Raw genomic sequence first — 17,841 nt, 5'->3', positions numbered from 1 at the left:
GCATACGAAGCAATCAAGACATAAACATGTCTTTATGCGTTCCAGACTAGGGGCGGCCGCAATCGGGGCGCCGGGACCCTAAATCTCGATCTCGGTACCGACCTCCACCACCTGCCGGGTCGGCACGCCGAAGAAGGCGCCGGTGCGCTCGGCGTTGCGCTGCATGAAGGCGAACAGGTTCTCCCGCCACGGCGCCATCCCGCGCTTGTCGCTCCGGGGGATGATGGTCTCGTGGCCGACGAACACGGTCATGTCCTCAATGACGTGGGCCGGCAGGTGGCGGGAAGCCACCGCGCAGGCCAGCCCCTCCGGGATCGAGGCCTCCTCCATGAAGCCGTAGCGCAGGATCACCCGGTAGAAGTCCGGCGCCAGGATCGTCACGTGGGCGCGCTGCTCCACCGGGACCGTGGGGGTCTCCTCGTAGAGCGCGGTGATGATCAGGATCCGCTCCATCAGAGCGCGGTTGCGCTCGACGAAGCGTGAGAGATGCAGCGGGATCCCGTGCTCGGCCGCCGATAGGAAGGCCGCGGTGCCGGGCAGGCGCAGCAGCTCCCGGTGCTGGAGCCCGGCCAGGAAGGCGTCCTCCGGCAGGCGCAGGGCGACACGCGCCTCCTCGACCAGCTCGTTGCCCTTCTTCCAGGTGAGCATCATCAGCGCGACGAGGCCGGCGAGCACCAGGGGAAACCAGCCGCCCTCCAGAATCTTCACGCTGTTGGCCGCGAAGAACACGGCGTCGATGGCGAGGAACACGCCGTTGACCGCGAAGACAAGGATGGGGTTGTAGCCCCAGCGCAGCGCGATCAGCGCGGCGAGCAGGGTGGTGATGGCCATCAGCATCGAGACCGCGATGCCGTAGGCGCCGGCGAGCGCGTCCGAGGAGCCGAACATCACCACGGCGATCAGGGTCGCGGCGGCGAGCAGCCAGTTCACCATCGGCACGTAGATCTGGCCGCGCTCCTCCTTGGCCGTCTGGACGATGCGCATGGCCGGCAGGAAGCCGAGCTGCACCGATTGCTGGGTCAGGGAGAACACGCCGGAAATAATCGCCTGCGAGGCGATGATGGTTGCGAGGGTGGCCAGCGCGATCAAAGGGTAATGGCCCCAATCCGGGCAGAGGCGGAAGAACGGGTTCTCGAGCGCGTCGGGCGAGGCCAGCAGCAGGGCGCCCTGCCCGAAATAATTGAGCACCAGCGCCGGCAGGACTAGGACGAACCACGCCGCCCGGATCGGCATCGCGCCGAAATGCCCGAGATCGGCATACATCGCCTCGCCGCCGGTCACCGCCAGGAAGGCCGCGCCGAGCATGGCGAAGCTCACGTGCCAGCCAGCATGCAGCATGAATTCGACGGCGCGCAGCGGGTTCAGCGCCGCCAGGATCTCCGGCTTGTCGAGGATGCCGACGATCCCGAGCCCGGCTAGCACCACGAACCAGACCAGCATCACCGGGCCGAACACCCGGCCGATCGCCGCCACGCCCTTGTGCTGGACCGCGAACAGCGCGACCAGGATCGCGATGGTGATCGGCACGACGAAGTGCCCGAGTGCGGGGGCATCGACCTTCAGCCCCTCGATCGCCGAGAGCACCGAGATCGCCGGGGTGATCGCGCCATCGCCGTAGAGCAAGGCCGCGCCGATCAGGCCGACCACCAGCAGGGCCGCCTTCCAGGTGCCGTGCCGGGCCTGCCGGGCGCCGAGCAGCGCGAGCATGGCGACGATGCCGCCCTCGCCCTTGTTGTCGGCCCGCAGGATCAGCACCGCGTATTTCAGCGACACGATCAGGATCAGCGACCAGAGGATCAGCGACACCGCGCCGGTGGCGGCTTCCAGCACGGAGGCGCCGCCCGCGGTGGCGGCCTTCACGGCCTCCTTGAAGGCGTAGAGCGGGCTGGTGCCGATATCGCCGTAGACGACGCCGAGCGCGCCGAAGACCAGCGCCGGCTTGAGCCGGCCCTTCTGCGACGCGGCATCGTCGCCGGCACCGGCCTGGGCATCGGGAGCCGCCGCGGGGGCAAGGGACTGACTCAACGCACGGCTCCCGCGGGATTCAACGTATTTCCCTAGCGGGACAGGTAGAGCTTGCGCCGTCGAAGTGGAAGCCGATGCGGCCGGATCCGCTTGCGACCTAAGGGCTTGCCGTCGGCCCGCACGGCATTGCGAGCGGAGCGAAGCAACCCAGTGTGGCGCGCGGATTCCAGTCGTAGCGGATCCCTGGGTTGCTTCGCTCCGCTCGCAATGGCGGGGGGTATGTTGGGCGAATCGATCAGGCCGGCGCTGTGTCGAGTTCCGCCCCGCTCACACCAGATCGGCCAAAGCCTCCGGGCAGGCTTCGCCCCGCCGCAGGCCGAAGACCGGAACGCCGGCATGGTGGGCGATCGACGCGGCCACGGTGGTGAGGGGCGCCGGCGCCCCCTCGCTCTCGCTCACCGCGATGGCGAGAAGCGGGATGCCGTGGAGGCGCAGGGTCTCGCGAGCTGTGAGCGCGTGGCTGATCGCGCCGAGATAGCTGCCGGAGACGAGGAGCGCCGGTACGCCGAGCGCCTTGAGCCAATCGAGCCCGGTGGCAGCCTCGGTGATCGGGCTCATGAGCCCGCCGACGCCCTCGATGATCAGGGTCCCTTCTGTGGATGCCACCTGTGTCCGGCACCAGCCGACGAGGTCGGCGAGCGCCAGGGACCGGCCCTCCAGAACGGCGGCCTGATCAGGGGCGAGCGGGGCCGCGAACCGCCAGGGCGAGCAGGCCTCGACCGTATCGTCCTCGACCACGAGGCCTTGCGCATCGAGCAGCCGGGCGGTGTCGCTCTCCGCGAAGGCCGGGTCGCTCAGCGGCGGCACGCCGCTCGCGAGCGGCTTCAGCGTCCGCACCGGCCGGCCCAGCCCCCGCAGGCGCCGGGTCAGCGCTGCGGTGACGTAGGTCTTGCCGATCTCGGTGCCGGCGCCGGCGACGAAGACCGTGCGGGCGGCCATCCTGCCGGCCGCCTCAGGCCTGGAAGGTGCCGTGGCAGTGCTTGTACTTCTTGCCCGAGCCGCAGGGGCACGGCTCGTTGCGCCCGACCCGGCCCCAGGTGGCGGAATCGTTGGGGTCGCGCTCCAGCACGGCGCCGTCCACCGCCAGGCCCTGCGCGGCGTAGCCGTAGGCCGGACCGCCGCCGCCATCGCTGCCCGAGCCGCGCCCGGCGTAATCCATCTCGTTCTCGCCGGTGACCGGGTCGAGATGCTGGGCGAACATCGGCAGCAGTTCCGGGGTACCGCCCGGGAAGGCCTGCTGGTCGGGCTGCTGGTGCACGATCTCGACGCGGGAGAGCTGCGCCGTCACCTGCTCACGCAGGGCCGTGACCAGGTTGTTGAACAGGTCGAACGCCTCGGACTTGTACTCGTTGAGCGGATCGCGCTGGGCGAAGCCGCGCCAGCCAATCACCTGCCGCAGGTGGTCCAGGGTCACGAGGTGCTCGCGCCACAGGTGATCCAGGGTCTGGAGCAGGACCTGCTTCTCGATATAGGCGGTGATCTCGGTGCCGTTCTTCTCGGCCCGCTCGGCATAGGCGGTCTCGGCGGCCTTGAGCAGGCGCTCGCGCATCTCCTCGTCGGCGATGCCCTCCTCCTTGGCCCAATCCTCCACCGGAGCATCGAGATTGAGCACCTCCCGGACCTGCTCGTGCAGGCCGGCGACGTCCCACTGCTCGGCATAGGCGTTCTGCGGGATGTAGCGGGCGACGAAATCGTCGATCACGCCTTCGCGCATCTCGTCCACGGTCTCGCGCACGCTCTCCTGGGCCATGAAGTCCCGGCGCTGCTCAAACACGACCTTGCGCTGGTCGTTCATGACGTTGTCGTACTTGAGCACGTTCTTGCGCATGTCGAAGTTGCGCGCTTCGACCTTCTGCTGCGCCTTCTCGATCGCCTTGTTGATCCAGGGGTGGATGATCGCCTCGCCCTGCTCCAGGCCGAGCTTCTGCAGCATCCCGTCCATGCGGTCGGAGCCGAAGATCCGCATCAGGTCGTCCTGAAGCGACAGGTAGAACTTCGAGCGGCCGGGATCGCCCTGGCGGCCGGAGCGGCCGCGGAGCTGGTTGTCGATGCGCCGCGACTCGTGGCGCTCGGTGCCGATGATGTAGAGGCCGCCCGGCAGGGCCTTCTTGCGGCCGGCGGCGGGGTCGGCCGGCTCGCCCGAGGCCAGGACTTTGGCGCGGTTGTCGGCGATCTCCGCCTTGATCGCCTCGATGGCGGCATCCCGCTCCGGCCCGTCCGCAAGCTGGCTCAGCTCTTTCTCGATCCGCATTTCGAGGTTGCCCCCGAGTTTGATGTCGGTGCCGCGGCCGGCCATGTTGGTGGCGATGGTGATCGCGCCCGGCACGCCGGCCTCGGCCACGATGTAGGCCTCCTGCTCGTGGAAGCGGGCGTTCAGCACGGCGAAGCGCTTGGTCACCCGGCCCTCGCGGGCGGCCTTGTAGACGTCGGTGAGCGCGTTCGGGTCAGAATAGTCGAGCAGGGTGTAGCCGGCCTTCTTCAGCATCTCGGCCAGGTGCTCGGACTTCTCGATCGAGCCGGTGCCGACCAGGATCGGCTGGTGGCGGCTATGCGCCTTGTCGATCTCCGCGATGATGCCGTCGTACTTCTCGGCCACCGTGCGGTAGACCTCGTCGTCCTCGTCGACGCGCTCGACCTCCTTGTTGGTCGGGATGTCGACCACGTCGAGCTTGTAGATCTCGGCGAACTCGTCGGCCTCGGTGGAGGCCGTGCCGGTCATGCCGGCGAGCTTGGAATAGAGCCGGAAATAATTCTGGAAGGTGATCGAGGCGAGCGTCTGGTTCTCGGGCTGGATCGTCACCCGCTCCTTGGCCTCCAGCGCCTGGTGCAGGCCCTCCGAGTAGCGCCGGCCCTGCATCATGCGGCCGGTGAACTCGTCGATGATCACCACCTCGTCGTTCTTGACGATGTAGTCCTTGTCCCGGGTGAACAGGGTGTGGGCGCGCAGGGCCTGGTTCACGTGGTGGACGAGGCTGACGTTGTGCGCGTCGTAGAGGTCCCCGTCCTTGAGCAGGCCGACCTCGCGCAGGGTCTCCTCGACGAACTCGTTGCCGGCTTCCGTGAGCGAGACCGTGCGCTGCTTCTCGTCCAGGTCGTAATGCTCGCGCACCAGCCGGGGCATGATCGCGTCGACCGACACGTAGAGCTCAGAGCGGTCGTCCACCGGACCCGAGATGATCAGCGGCGTGCGCGCCTCGTCGATCAGGATCGAGTCGACCTCGTCCACGATCGCGAAGTTGTGTCCGCGCTGGGCGAGCTGCGACAGCTCGTACTTCATGTTGTCGCGGAGGTAGTCGAACCCGTACTCGTTGTTGGTGCCGTAGGTGATGTCGCAGGCATAGGCTGCCTTGCGCTGCTCGTCGTCCAGCCCGTGCACGATGGTGCCGACGGTGAGCCCCAGGAACCGGTAGAGCTGGCCCATCCACTCCGCGTCGCGGGAGGCGAGGTAGTCGTTCACGGTGACGACGTGGACGCCCTTGCCCTCCAGGGCATTCAGGTAGACCGGCAGGGTCGCCACCAGGGTCTTGCCCTCGCCGGTCTTCATCTCGGCGATGCCGCCCTCGTGCAGCACCATGCCGCCGATCAGCTGCACGTCGAAATGGCGCTGGCCGAAGACGCGCTTGGCCGCCTCGCGCACGGTGGCGAAGGCCGGGACCAGGATGTCGTCGAGGCTCTTGCCGGCGGCGAGTTCCGCCTTCAGCATGTCGGTCCGCGCGCGCAGCGCGTCGTCCGACAGGGCCTGGATCTCCGGTTCCAGCGCATTGATCAACGCCACGCGCGGGCGATAGCCCTTGACGCGCCGGTCGTTGGAGGAGCCGAAAATCTTCTTGGCGATGGAGCCGAGCATCGTTGACCTGCGGACGCGCGAGCCCGCCCACGGGTGAGCGTGGCGGGCCGGCCTTGGCGGAGTTGGCCGGGCTTATAGAGGTAAACATCGGCCGGCGCACCTGAAAGAGGCAGCCTCCGATCCATCGGGCTTCGGACGGGGGAAACGGCAGCGCTTGCCTTCTCGGGCGACCCGCGCCACCTGTGCCGCGGCCCGCCGCCCGGCCTTACAGAGGCGGCGACGAGACGTCAGCCGAGGACCACGCCAGCATGCCGAACCCCGCCCTCCTCCGGCGCGCGAGCGCTCTCGCCCTGATGCTCGCGATGCCCGGATTCGCGCTGGCGCAGGCCCCCCAGGCAACCCCGGCCCCGATTGCGACGCCGGCGGCGAACACCGCCCCCCCGAGCCCCGACACCGTGGTGGCGAGCGTCAACGGCAAGCCGATCACGCAGGGCGACCTCGCCATCGCGTCCGACGACCCGGCCCTGTCGCTGCCGGGGGTGGACGAGGCGCAGAAGAAGTCCCTGCTGGTGGATTACATGGTCGACCTGCGGGTCGGCGCGCAGGCCGCCGAGGCCGCCAAGATCGGCGACACGCCGGAGTTCAAGCGCAAGCTCGCCTATTTCCGCGACAAGCTCCTGCTCGACGACTACCTGGAGCAGGAGGCCAAGCGCGCCGTGACCCCCGAGGCCGAGCACGCGATCTACGATCAGACCGTCAAGCTGATGAAGCCCGAGGAGGAGGTGCACGCGCGCCATATCCTCGTGGACAATGAGGGCGACGCGAAGAAGATCGCCGCGCGGATCAAGGGCGGCGAGGACTTCGCCAAGGTCGCGGCCGAGACCTCGAAGGATCCGGGCTCGAAGGCCGAGGGCGGCGATCTCGGCTGGTTCACCAAGGAGCGGATGGTCCCAGATTTCGCCAACGCCGCCTTCGCGATGAAGCCCGGCCAGGTGTCCGACCCGGTCAAGAGCCAGTTCGGCTGGCACGTCATCAAGGTCGAGGAGAAGCGCACCAAGCCGCAGCCGACCTTCGACGAGCTGAAGGAGCAGATCGACCAGCACCTCGTCCGCAAGGCCCAGCAGGACCTGATCCTGAAGCTGCGCGCCGAGGCCAAGATCGACCGCACCGACGCAGCGCCCGCTGCGGCTCAGCCGGCGCCGGAGACGAAAAAGCCGTGATCGGATAGGGACAAAAAGGGTTCCCCTCCTCCGGTTAGAAGTTGGGGTCGGATAAATCACCGTGTCATTCCGGGGCGCCGCAGGCGAGCCCGGAATCCAGAGCCGCCGACGGCGCAAGGTCTTGGTCAGTCGGCGTTTATGGATCCCGGGCTCCGCTTCGCGGCCCCGGGATGACAAGGAGGGTGGTCGAACAATCAGAGAACTCTCACGTTCTCAGCCGTTCGGTGAATCCAAACGCCTGAATCCTTAATAAGGCCGGTCGGGATGCAGATACGCCGAACTCGCGGGCGGCGTCGGGGCGGTGACGCCGAGCGCGGCGAGTTCGGCCGTGCGGCGGCCTTCGGCGATCCGGTCGAGCACCGCGATCAGCAACCAGGGACACGCGATCCCGATGAAGAACGCCATCTGATCCTCCGACGCCGGATCTGAGAATTGTCCAGCTTCGGACGATGATAGGCCGGCCGGGGCCGTCCGCAAGCGGCGCCCCGGCGGTTTTGCGTCAGAGCCAGCCCTGAAGCTCGCGGCGCACCACGTTCTCGATCACCTTCATGCCGAGATCGGAATCGTTCAGGCACGGGATGTAGGCGAAGCGCTCGCCGCCATTGCCCTCGAAGTAGTGGCGGTTCTCGCCGTCGAGCTCTTCCAGCGTCTCCAGGCAATCCGCCGTGAAGCCCGGGGCGACGATCGCCATGCGCTTCACGCCGGATTTCGCCAGCTCCGTCACGGTCTCGTCCGTGTAGGGCTTCAGCCATTCCTCGTTGCCGAAGCGCGACTGGAAGGTCACCCGCATCCGCTCCGGCGACAGGCCGAGGGCCTCCCGGATCAGCCGGCCGGTCTTGTGGCACTGGCAATGGTAGGGGTCGCCCTTGAGCAGGTAGCTGCGCGGCACGCCGTGGAACGAGGTCAGGATAACCTCGGGCTCGAAGTCGAGCTTGGCCAGACCCTCGCGGATCGAATCGGCCATGGCGGCAATGTAGACCGGGTCGTCATGATAGGGCGGCGACACCCGCACAGTCGGCTGCCAGCGCATGTCCATCAGCGCGCGGAACGCCTGGTCGCAGGCGGTGGCCGAGGTGGCCGCGGCGTATTGGGGATAGAGCGGCACCAGCAGGATCCGGTCGCAGCCCTGATCGAGCAGCGCCTGGAGCCGCTCGGCCACCTCCGGTTTGCCGTAGCGCATCGCCCAGTCGACCACGACGGACTCGCCCATGGCGGCCTGCAGGCGCTCGCTCTGGCCGCGGGTGATGGTCTTGAGCGGACCCTCGTTCCGCTCGTTGTTCCAGACGCTGGCGTAGTCGCGGCCCTTCGGCCCCGGGCGCTTGGTCAGGATGATCAGGTTCAAGAGCGGCCACCAGATCAGGCGGGGCACCTCGATGACCCGCCGATCCGACAGGAACTCCTTGAGGTAGCGCCGCATCGGCCAGTAGCTCGTGCCCTCGGGGGTGCCGAGGTTCATCAGCAGCACGCCGACACGGCCCCAAGCCACCTTGGGGTGGTCGGCCGGGAAGCCGCCCGCGGCCGGGACCAGTGTCGCCAGGGGCCGGCCTTCCGCCAGCGCGGCGGGTTCGACGCGTTCATTCATGGCAGCGTTCCGGCGCCGCGCGCCGAGTCCTTCTTCAAGCTTCAGATACCCGGCAGCCGGCGCACGCGCTTGGGCCTGGACCGGAGGTTTCGCGGTGTCGGGTCCGTCCTATGTAGGGTGCCGAGCCGCACGGCGAAGGCCGGCAGCGAGATGCCGCACCGGGCGCGGTCGGACGATCCTCCCTAATCACGGCGGCCCCGGCCCGCAACCGCGAGACCTCATGACCGACACCCCCGTCGCCGCCGCCCTCGCCGCCTTCCGGGCCTCCGGATCGCCGTGGCTGGCGTTGCCGTTCTTTGCCGGCGGGGCGGCCGACGCGGTCGCGGCCCGGGTCGACGCCCGGATCGCCGAAGGCGCCCGCGTCCTGCCGGCGCCCACCGACATCTTCCGGGCGCTCACTGAGACGCCGCTGCCGGAGGTGCGCGCGGTCATCCTCGGGCAGGACCCCTACCCGACCCCGGGCGACGCTAACGGTCTCGCCTTCTCGTATGTGGGCGCGGGCCGGCTGCCGGCCTCCCTGCGGGTGATCCTGGCCGAGGCCGGCTCCGAGCGATCCGCCGGGGGCGACCTGACCCCCTGGGCGAGGCAGGGCGTGCTGCTGCTCAACAGCGCGCTCACCGTCGAGGCCGGCAAGGCCGGGGCGCATCTGCGCTACGGCTGGTCGGCGCTCACCGACGAGGCCGTCGCCGCCGTGTCAGTGCGGCCGGAGCCGGCCGTCTTCCTGCTCTGGGGCGCCCAGGCCCGCGCCCGGACGGCGCTGATCGATTCAGGCCGCCACGGCGTGTTCGAGAGCGGGCACCCCTCCCCGCTCAACCGCGCCCGGGATTTTCCGGGCTCGGACCCGTTCGGCCGGGCCAATGGCTGGCTGGCCGAGCGCGGGGTTCCGCCGATCGCGTGGCGTCTGGGCTAAAGGATCACTGCGCCGGCTTGACGGGCTCGGCGGGCTTGGCGGTATCCGCCGGGGCCGGCGTGCCGGTGCCCTGTCCGGCCGGCAGCAGGACGTTCTTGGCGACGGCGCCCTCGGGCCCGTACTCGCCGGCCACGGCGATGCAGGCCTGGTCGCGGTTCTGGGCCATCTGGTTCGACATCAGCGTGAACATGGTCTGCACCCGGTTGCCGAACGGCCCCCGCGGCTGGACGTCGTCCACCCGCACGTTCTGCTTCGCCAGGAGACCTTCGAACGCCGCGTTGCCGATCCGGTAGCCGCAGACATTCGAGGCCGCGAAAATATAGGCGGCGAATTCCAGGGCCCGCGGGGACGGGGCGTTCCGGATCTGCGCCTGCGCCGGCAGGGCCGCGAGGGTCAGGGCGAGGGCGGCGGGGACGATCAGGCGCATGGGACAGCGTTTCCTCGGTCGGCGCGACCTCTTCCGGGCCGCCCGTTCCACGCGGGACATAGGCCGCCCCGCGCCGGGGGCCAATGCGACCGAATTCGCCTGCAAATTGCGGTCGGCCGTTCATCATCGATTCGGCATAGGCGCAGTCCCAGCCGCCCGGAGCCGTGAAAACCCGCCAGTGTTCTGAGGATCTGCGAACCTGAGAGAGAGTGTTAACCTGCTCGCGTCACGCCAAGGTCCACCGTTTATCCAGATCCAGGCGGTTCGCAGCGTATGTTTGGCGTGAACTCCACTGTCACAGACATCCCGGCCCCGAATCCGGCGCCCGGCCAGCGTGATCCCGGCCGGCGTTTCCGCTCCGGCCTGGCCGCTGGTGATCGGCGCGCCGCCCCGGCGATCTGCCCGAACCGGATCGCCCACTGGGCCTTCGGCGAAGGCCTGCGCCCCGGCGAGACCGTCGCTCTCCTGGTCCGCGATCTCGCACAGGCGGAGGCGATGCGCCTCGGCCTCGCCCGGATCGGGGTCCGGGTCGTCGCTCTCGACGGCAGAAGCCGCGGCGAGGCGCTCGCCGACAGTCTCGCCCTCTCAAAGGCCACGCTGGCGATCGTCGATACCGCACTCGCCGAGGCCTATGCCGGCGTGTTGGGCCGGCTCGCCTCGTATCCGAGCGTGTGGTGGAACGGCCCGGGGGCGGACTTCGCCAGCCTGGATCTCGCCCTGGCCGAGCAGGGGTGAGCACAGCCCTCTGCACCAAGCCATCGGCATGCTAGCTTCCCGGTTCTAAATCCGCCTCCGCACGATCAAGGGGCCGGAACCGGGAGACGTGTCGCCATGTCCGCAGACCTTGCCGCGCCCGGCCTCGCGGACGCCCCCGTCCTGCTGCGCCACGATGCCGACGGTGTCGCGACCCTCACTCTGAACCGTCCGCAGGCACGCAACGCCCTGTCGATGGCGCTCATGAACGCCCTCCAGGACGCCCTCGACGCGATCCGCGAGGATACGTCCGTGCGCGTCGTCGTCCTGCGCGGGGCCGGGCCGGCCTTCTGCGCCGGGCACGATCTCAAGGAGATGCGGGCCGATCCCTCTCGGGCGGCGACGGAGGCGGTGTTCCGCACCTGCGCCCGCCTGATGCTGAGCCTCACGCGGCTGCCGCAGCCGGTGATCGCCGAGGTCCACGGCATCGCCACCGCGGCCGGCTGCCAGCTCGTCGCCACCTGCGACCTCGCCCTCTGCGCCGCGGAGGCCCGGTTCGCCACGCCGGGGGTGCAGATCGGCCTGTTCTGCTCGACCCCGATGGTCGCCCTGTCGCGGGCGGTGTCGCGCAAGGCCGCCCTGGAGATGCTGCTCGTCGGCGAGCCGATCGATGCCCGGGAAGCGCTGCGGATCGGCTTGGTCAACCGCGTGGTGCCGGCCGCGGAGCTGGAAGGCGCCGTCGCTGCGATGGCCCAAAAAATCGCCGAGAAGGCCCGGCGGGTGCTGGCGATCGGCAAGGAGGCGTTCGGCCGGCAGATCGAGATGGGCCTGGAGGAGGCCTACGGCTACGCCGCCGAGGTGATGACCCGGAACATGATGATGGCCGACGCCCAGGAAGGGATCGACGCCTTCATCGGCAAGCGGCCCCCGCGCTGGGAGCCCTGAGCGCGCGATACGACGCAGGCCCCATGCGCCGGGACGCGTAGGTTCCGGGGCGATCCTGCCCTAGGGTAGCGGGATGTCCTGTCCTGCCGGGCTCGGCGCCTCCCCACGGAAGAGCTGATGAACAGCCTCGACCTGTTCGGACTGACCCTCGCCTTCGTCGGCGCCATGCCGCCGCCCCGGCCGCCGCGCCCGCGGCCGGATCGGGCGACCTGGGCCGCCGCCCTGCTGTTCGGCGGAATCTGCCTCGGCACGGTCGGGCCGATGATCACGATCTGGAGCTTCCACCGGCCCTATGCCGAGGCCAAGGCGCGCTGCATCGCCGATGGCGGCCGGATCCTGTATGCGGCGCTCGACGGCAGCGGACCCTATCGCTGCGCCCGGCCGCTCGGCGCCGCGGATGCCGGTGCGCAGACGGCCTTGCGGGCGTATTAAGTCCGCGCTCCGGCGTTTCCATCGGTTATATCCGGCCCCGTCTGACGCGAACCGGATGCCGAGACCTTGGAAGACGCGCTGTATCGGTGGCTGCAATCCACCGCCCTGTTGCGGGCGGATGTCGCCGCGCTCATCGGCATCACCCTGGCGCTCGGCGTCACCCTGCACGCCCTGCTGCGCAAGCGCCGGGTCAGCGTCGCGGTCGGGTGGATCGGGCTGGCCTGGCTCTCGCCGATCTTCGGCACCGCGCTCTACCTGACCTTCGGCATCAACCGCGTCTCGCGCCGCGCCCGCAAGCTGCGCACCAAGCCGTCCGACGCGACGAACCTGCCCGATACCGACGATGCCGTGGTGCCGGAGGCCCTCTGGCCCCTCGACCGGGCGATCCGGCGCATCACCGGCCTGCCGGCCTTTGCGGGCAACGACGTGCAGATGTTCCGCAACGGCGATACCGGCTACCCGGCCATGCTGGAGGCGATCCGCGCGGCCGAGGCCAGCATCGGCCTCTCGAGCTACATTTTTCGCGATGACCCCACGGGCCGCGAATTCTGCGACGCCCTGGCCGAGGCGAAGGCACGGGGCGTCAAGGTCCGGGTCATCATCGACGGGATCGGCGGCGGCTATTTTCGCGCGCCGGTCTATCACCGGCTGACGGCTTTGGGGGTGCCCGCGGCCCTGTTCATGCACTCCGCCCTGCCCTGGCGGATGCCGTTCCTCAACCTGCGCTCGCACAAGAAGCTGCTGATCATCGATGGGCGCGTCGCCTTCACGGGCGGGCTCAACATCTCGCAGCCCAACCGCGTCGCGCTGAAGCCCGAGCACCCGATCCGCGACACCCATTTCCGGCTCCGGGGGCCGGTGGTCGAACAGCTCGCCGCGGCCTTCGCGGCCGACTGGGCGTTCGTGGACGGCGAGATGCTGGATTCCTCGCCCTGGTTCGCTGACTTGGCGCCGGAGGGGACCAGCATCGCCCGGGTGGTCACGTCGGGACCGGATGCCGATGTGGAGAAGATCGAGCAGGTGGTCCTCCAGGCCCTCGCCTGCGCCCGCCGGACGGTCCGGTTCGTCACGCCCTACTTCCTGCCCGACGAGCTGGTCACCGGCGCCCTGGCCCAGGCGGCGACCCGGGGCATCATCGTCGACCTGATCATCCCCCGGGTGAGCGACCACCCGTTCATCGACTGGGCGACGCGGGCGCATCTCGACCCGCTGCTCAAGGCCGGCGTGCGGGTCTGGCTCGACGAGCCGCCCTTCGATCACTCGAAGGCGATGGTGGTGGACGACGTCTGGTGCTTCGTCGGCAGCGCGAACTGGGACATGCGCAGCTTCCGGCTCAACTTCGAACTGAACGTCGAGATCATCGACGCGGATCTCGCCGCCCAGCTCGACACGTTCATGCGCGGCAAGATGGAGTCGCGGCTCAGCCGGGAGGATCTCGCCGCACGCGCGTTGCCGATCCGTTTGCGCGACGCAGGCGTGCGACTGCTGCTGCCATACCTTTGAACCGCGCGGGGGCGTGCGCGTCGGGGGCCGGCCCGAGATGAACCACGATCGGCCGATGGTCCGAGGGCCCGCGGGGCAGCACCGCGTGCGCGTGGCAGATCAGGCCGCGGGCGAGGCAGCGGTCGAGCCGGAGCGGCAGTACCTCGACCATGGCGTGGGTCGGTCTCCGCGGACCGACATCGCGAAAGCCCGGGATCATCGCTGGGCCGACGATGTTGTAGTCGCCGAGCACCGCGGCCCGTTGCGGCAATTCGCCGACGATGCGCCGCAGTTGGCGGCGGTTCAGCATCTGCCCGTGCGACAGGTGGACGTTGGCGACGCCGAAGTCGCCGAGATCGAGCACCTGGCAGACCCGGTGCACCAGGGCGCCGGCCGGCAGCGCGATCACCCGCGGCGCGGTCGGGAACGGTTTCGGGCTCCACATGGCGAGCCCGTGGATCCGCCCCGGCAGCGGCGCCCAGGCGTAATGGCCGCCGATCCGGTCCCGCAGAAAGCCGATGCCCCGGGTCGCCTCCTGCATCAGCAGCAGATCGGGCTTCTCCTGCTCGACCAGGGCGACCACGTCGTCCACCGCCGCGCCGGTGCGGCGCAGCAGGTTCCAGCTCACGATCTTGAACGGCGCGTGCGCGCGCTCCGCCGACCGGATCGGGAGCGCCGTGGCGAGGCCGGACCGGGCCGGAGGGGTGACGCTGTTCATCGAGCCGGACTCGTACCTCACCGGGCGGTTCCGCCGCCACCGCCGCGCTTCAACGCGCCGGAGACTTGAGCGTTCGCTCGGAGGGGAAGCCAATCGGCTTTTGCGTTGGGGGCTGCTTTGAGCCCCAACGTGTCATCCCACTTCCATCCCAACCGAGCCGGTGACGGCGATCAACGCAGTCTTCGAAAGCGGGCGAAGGTGGCGTTTCGATAAGCGTTTTGGAGAGATTTTACATCCAGAAGATGCAGATCAGGTTGCATCAAATGCGATCGAAATTGCTATCGGCATGTAGTGATCGGGGGTGCATGCTGCAATCTTAAGGGAATGACACCCTCAATAGCGATCTGCGTCCACCGCTTGATCCCAGATCAGAGAGCCCAGAGCATGCTCGTCCGCATCCTCAACACGCTTTGCCTCCGGGCCGTGAGTTCGTCCGCCTGCGGATGGGTCGTGCGATCGGTCATCATTTCTGTCTCGCGAGGCGCATCGCCGCGCTGCGCCGCGGCCGAAGGCGGAGCCGGCAAGATGCTCCTGGCCCGGTAGATTGAGCGTTTGCCGGGGGGCGGCGGCATGGTTCAAGCCGCCCGAGCGAGATCGCCCTCGATTGCGGCAAGTGCGCGCTCCAGCGCCGCGAAGCAGACCGGATCGAACGCCGTGCCGAGGTCGGCGCGCATGATGCCGAGCGTCTTCTCCAGCGACATGGCCGCTCGATAAGGCCGATCGGCGGTCAGCGCATCGAACACGTCGGCGACCGAGACAATGCGGGTCTCTGGTGCGATCGCGTCGCCGCTCAGCCCGCGCGGATAGCCCTTGCCGTCCAGCCGCTCGTGGTGCCCGCCGCCGATGCAGGCCATCTCGTGGAACACGACCACGCGGCTCAGGATGGTCTCCGACAGGGACGCATGATTGCGCATGTCCCGCCATTCCGCATCATCCAGCTTGCCGTTCTTGTCGAGGATCGCGTTCGAGACCCCGAGCTTGCCGACATCGTGAAGGAGCGCAGCACGCTTCAGCCAGCGGCGGCGTTCCGACGGATAGCTGAGTTCGGCCGCGATCATGTCGGCGTAGACCGCGACCCGCTCCGAGTGGCCAGAGGTGAACGGGCTCTTGGCGTCGATGATCTGGGCGAAGGCCCGGGCTATGTCGTCGAGATAGTCTTCGTCCACCACGATCGGGCTGCCCGGCGCCAAGGCGAACACCGCCTCCTCGACCGCATCCGAAGCCAGAGTGGCCCAGAAACCGGGTTCGGCCGCGACCGCCTCGAAGCAGGCGACGACCTGAGGATCGAACCAGGTCCCCGAGCGCGCCCGCACCTCGGCGATCGCCGCCGCGGGGCCGGCTGCGGTGTGGAACACGTCCACGACTTGGGCGAGCAGCGCGACGCGTGCGTAGAGGGGGATTGCAGGTCCGGAGAGCCGGTCCGGTCGGCCACTGCCGTTCCAGTGCTCGTCCAGGGCGTGAATGGCCTCGCAGACGCTCGCCGGAAAGCGCAGCTGACGGGCGATCTGCGCACCGCGCTGGCAGCGGGTCTGGATGAGGTCGTCGACGATCGCGCCGCCGTTCTGCAGGATGTTGAGCACGGCCCGGAAGCGTTCGGCGAGGCCGGCCTTGAGGCCCGTATGGGAGAAGACGAAGCCGAGTACCTTGGGCAGGCTGTCGCTCACCGTCTTGAAGTCCCGCTTGAAGCTGAGATCGTCGGAAAGATAGAGCTCGCAGATCCGCGCGGCGTTGCTGGAGCACCCGAGGTCCTTGAGCATCACCGTGTGGTAGAGTTCCCAGAGCTGCAGGTCCGGCAGACCCATCGCCCGGCCGATATGGAAGCCGATCCAGGTCGCCCGCACGCAGTGCCCGGCGGGCTGCCCCTCCGTTAGATCGAGGGCGTGGCTCAAGGCTCCGAGAACTTCCGACAGCTGGACGGTCCTGGCTTCCCCGTCGCTGCCTGACACGATCCGCATCGTTCTCGCCCGGTCTCTTGCGTAATAGGTCCTTGTAGGCGGCAAGATTAAGGGCAGAACCTGATCAAACCGTTGCGCTATTCTCGTATAAGGCCGGTTTACGGATCAGCCATCGGTTCGGCAGCACGAAAGTTGCGCCGAAGCATCGCGCGCAGGAAAACCTGGCGATCGACGCGGGAGGAACATCCGCTTCGCAGCTTAGGCCGCGGCGACGGCGACATTTGCTTCGACGCTTCGGCCGCGCGGGAGCGGATTGTCGCAAGCCCACCCGTCCGAGACATCACCTTGGCCATACCGATCGTGTTCAGCGCCTCAGACCATCGCCCGCGCCCCGTGCCTGTGCAGCAATGCGCCCCCGGCGCTTGAGGCCGGACGGCCCGGCAGCCTAAGACCCCGGCTCACCGATCGCTCATCGGAGACCGATGTCGGGCTTCAGCTTCATCCACGCGGCGGATCTGCATCTCGGCAGCCCGCTCTCGGGCCTCGCGACGCGTGACGCGGAGCTCGCCCGCCGCCTCGCCACCGCCGGGCGGCAGGCCTTCGAGGATCTCGTCACCCAGGCGATCGAGCGGCGGGTCGCCTTCGTGGTGGTGGCCGGGGACATCTACGACGGCGACTGGGCCGACAACACGATCGGGCTGTTCTTCGCCCGGCAGGTGGCCCGCCTCGACCGGGCCGGCATCCCGACGATCCTGGTCCGCGGCAACCACGACGCCGAGAGCGTGATCACCCGCTCGATCACCCTGCCGCCCTCGGTGCATGTCTTCCCGGCGGCCCGGGCCGACACGCTGCGCCTCGAATCCCTGCGCGTCGCCGTGCACGGCCGGAGCTTCCAGGCCCGGGCCGTGGAGGAGAACCTGTCGCTGACCTATCCGGCCGCCCTGCCCGGCTGGTTCAATCTCGGCGTCCTGCACACCTCCTGCACGGGCCACGCGGCGCATGAGACCTACGCCCCCTGCTCAGTGGCCGACCTCACCGCCCGGGGCTACGATTACTGGGCGCTCGGCCACATCCACGAATATGCGGAGCTGTCCAAAGATCCCTGGATCGTGTTTCCCGGCAACATCCAGGGCCGGAGCGTGCGTGAATGCGGCGCGAAGGGCGCGGTGCTGGTGGAGGTCGCCGACGGGCGGGTAACGGGGGTGAGCCGCTTCCCCCTCGACCGGGCGCGGTTCGAGCAGTTCACCGTCGACCTGAGCGACGCCGCCGACACAAGCGCGGCCCTCGAGACGGTGGAGAAAGCCCTGCGGCCCCTGGCGGAGGTGGCGGCGCAGCGCCTCGTGCTGGTGCGGGTGCATCTCACCGGCACGACCCCGGCCCATGACGCGCTCTCGGCCGACCGAGACAACGTCACCGCCGAGATCCAGGCCACTGCCCACCGGCTGCACGAGGATATCTGGCTGGAACGCCTGAAGATCGAGACCCGCCGGCCCCGCGCGCCCGTCGAGGCTTCCGGGGCCGCGATCGACCCGGCCGCCCTGCTCGCCGATCTCGACCGCGACCCGGATTTCCGCAGCCGCGCCAAGGCCGCGCTCGCCGAGATCGGCGCCCGCATGCCGGCCACCGCCGCCGCGGAGGCCGACCTGGAGGCCGAGTTCGACGCGCTCTGCGCCGAGGCCGAGGCGCTGATCCTGGGCCGCCTCGGCGGCCGGCACTGCTGAGGCG

16 protein-coding genes are annotated in these 17,841 nt (G+C 69.1%); 8 read left to right on the top strand and 8 right to left on the bottom strand.

What is annotated here, in order from left to right; translation table 11 throughout:
- Window positions 1-78: 78 nt before the first annotated feature.
- The 3 genes from BM228_RS21595 to secA all read right to left on the bottom strand — a co-directional run bounded on the left by BM228_RS21595 (window position 79) and on the right by secA (window position 5,872).
- Window positions 79-2,025, bottom strand: a complete 1,947-nt coding sequence (locus BM228_RS21595; RefSeq protein ID WP_092043851.1) for a potassium transporter Kup — start codon at window positions 2,023-2,025, stop codon at window positions 79-81.
- Window positions 2,026-2,292: 267 nt separating this feature from the next.
- A complete protein-coding gene (gene bioD, locus BM228_RS21590; protein ID WP_092043850.1) occupies window positions 2,293-2,964 on the bottom strand; it encodes a dethiobiotin synthase in 672 nt (223 codons plus the stop codon).
- 13 nt (window positions 2,965-2,977) lie between these two features.
- On the bottom strand, window positions 2,978-5,872 hold the full coding sequence (gene secA / locus BM228_RS21585; protein WP_092043848.1) for a preprotein translocase subunit SecA: 2,895 nt from the start codon (window positions 5,870-5,872) through the stop codon (window positions 2,978-2,980).
- A gap of 248 nt (window positions 5,873-6,120) precedes the next feature.
- Between secA and BM228_RS21580 the strand changes: the two genes are divergently transcribed.
- Entirely contained in the window at window positions 6,121-7,032 is a 912-nt protein-coding gene (locus BM228_RS21580; RefSeq protein ID WP_092043846.1) for a peptidylprolyl isomerase, read from the top strand.
- Window positions 7,033-7,278: 246 nt separating this feature from the next.
- Here the strand turns inward: BM228_RS21580 and BM228_RS34770 are convergent, their stop codons facing one another.
- Window positions 7,279-7,437, bottom strand: a complete 159-nt coding sequence (locus tag BM228_RS34770) for a hypothetical protein (protein ID WP_007566827.1) — start codon at window positions 7,435-7,437, stop codon at window positions 7,279-7,281.
- 94 nt (window positions 7,438-7,531) lie between these two features.
- On the bottom strand, window positions 7,532-8,614 hold the full coding sequence (gene hemH / locus BM228_RS21575; protein WP_092043845.1) for a ferrochelatase: 1,083 nt from the start codon (window positions 8,612-8,614) through the stop codon (window positions 7,532-7,534).
- Window positions 8,615-8,834: 220 nt separating this feature from the next.
- Here hemH and BM228_RS21570 point away from each other — a divergent pair, with 220 nt between their 5' ends.
- On the top strand, window positions 8,835-9,524 hold the full coding sequence (locus tag BM228_RS21570; RefSeq protein ID WP_092043843.1) for a uracil-DNA glycosylase: 690 nt from the start codon (window positions 8,835-8,837) through the stop codon (window positions 9,522-9,524).
- Between the two features lie 4 nt (window positions 9,525-9,528).
- On the opposite strand, the gene BM228_RS21565 is transcribed toward BM228_RS21570, so the two are convergent.
- Window positions 9,529-9,951: a hypothetical protein gene (locus tag BM228_RS21565; protein WP_139234148.1), complete on the bottom strand. Its 423-nt coding sequence runs from the start codon at window positions 9,949-9,951 to the stop codon at window positions 9,529-9,531.
- A 273-nt stretch (window positions 9,952-10,224) separates the two neighbouring features.
- On the opposite strand from BM228_RS21565, the gene BM228_RS21560 reads away from it, so the two are divergent.
- The 4 genes from BM228_RS21560 (at window position 10,225) to BM228_RS21545 (ending at window position 13,524) form a co-directional block, all read left to right on the top strand.
- Window positions 10,225-10,686, top strand: a complete 462-nt coding sequence (locus BM228_RS21560; RefSeq protein WP_092043842.1) for an AMP-binding protein — start codon at window positions 10,225-10,227, stop codon at window positions 10,684-10,686.
- Between the two features lie 96 nt (window positions 10,687-10,782).
- Window positions 10,783-11,589 (top strand): enoyl-CoA hydratase, encoded by an 807-nt coding sequence (locus tag BM228_RS21555; protein WP_092043840.1) that lies wholly within the window; start codon window positions 10,783-10,785, stop codon window positions 11,587-11,589.
- Between the two features lie 117 nt (window positions 11,590-11,706).
- The gene (locus BM228_RS21550; RefSeq protein WP_092043838.1) at window positions 11,707-12,021 is read left to right on the top strand and encodes a hypothetical protein; all 315 of its coding nucleotides are present in this window, start codon (window positions 11,707-11,709) and stop codon (window positions 12,019-12,021) included.
- 66 nt (window positions 12,022-12,087) lie between these two features.
- Window positions 12,088-13,524 (top strand): phospholipase D-like domain-containing protein, encoded by a 1,437-nt coding sequence (locus tag BM228_RS21545; RefSeq protein ID WP_092043837.1) that lies wholly within the window; start codon window positions 12,088-12,090, stop codon window positions 13,522-13,524.
- Here BM228_RS21545 and BM228_RS21540 read toward each other — a convergent pair.
- A complete protein-coding gene (locus BM228_RS21540) occupies window positions 13,442-14,221 on the bottom strand; it encodes an endonuclease/exonuclease/phosphatase family protein (RefSeq protein ID WP_244537249.1) in 780 nt (259 codons plus the stop codon). The two genes, BM228_RS21545 and BM228_RS21540, sit on opposite strands and share 83 nt — an antisense overlap.
- 160 nt (window positions 14,222-14,381) lie before the next feature.
- On the opposite strand from BM228_RS21540, the gene BM228_RS35875 reads away from it, so the two are divergent.
- Window positions 14,382-14,513 (top strand): hypothetical protein, encoded by a 132-nt coding sequence (locus BM228_RS35875; RefSeq protein WP_280142345.1) that lies wholly within the window; start codon window positions 14,382-14,384, stop codon window positions 14,511-14,513.
- A gap of 283 nt (window positions 14,514-14,796) precedes the next feature.
- Here BM228_RS35875 and BM228_RS21535 read toward each other — a convergent pair whose 3' ends face one another.
- Window positions 14,797-16,176 (bottom strand): HD-GYP domain-containing protein, encoded by a 1,380-nt coding sequence (locus BM228_RS21535; protein ID WP_092043835.1) that lies wholly within the window; start codon window positions 16,174-16,176, stop codon window positions 14,797-14,799.
- Between the two features lie 422 nt (window positions 16,177-16,598).
- Between BM228_RS21535 and BM228_RS21530 the strand changes: the two genes are divergently transcribed.
- Window positions 16,599-17,837: a metallophosphoesterase family protein gene (locus BM228_RS21530; protein WP_092043834.1), complete on the top strand. Its 1,239-nt coding sequence runs from the start codon at window positions 16,599-16,601 to the stop codon at window positions 17,835-17,837.
- Window positions 17,838-17,841: the final 4 nt, after the last annotated feature.

The organism is Methylobacterium pseudosasicola (assembly GCF_900114535.1).
Classification (GTDB): Bacteria; Pseudomonadota; Alphaproteobacteria; order Rhizobiales; family Beijerinckiaceae; genus Methylobacterium; species Methylobacterium pseudosasicola.
The sequence above is the reverse complement of the archived record's forward strand: the minus strand, read 5'-3'. Positions and strand labels throughout refer to the sequence as shown.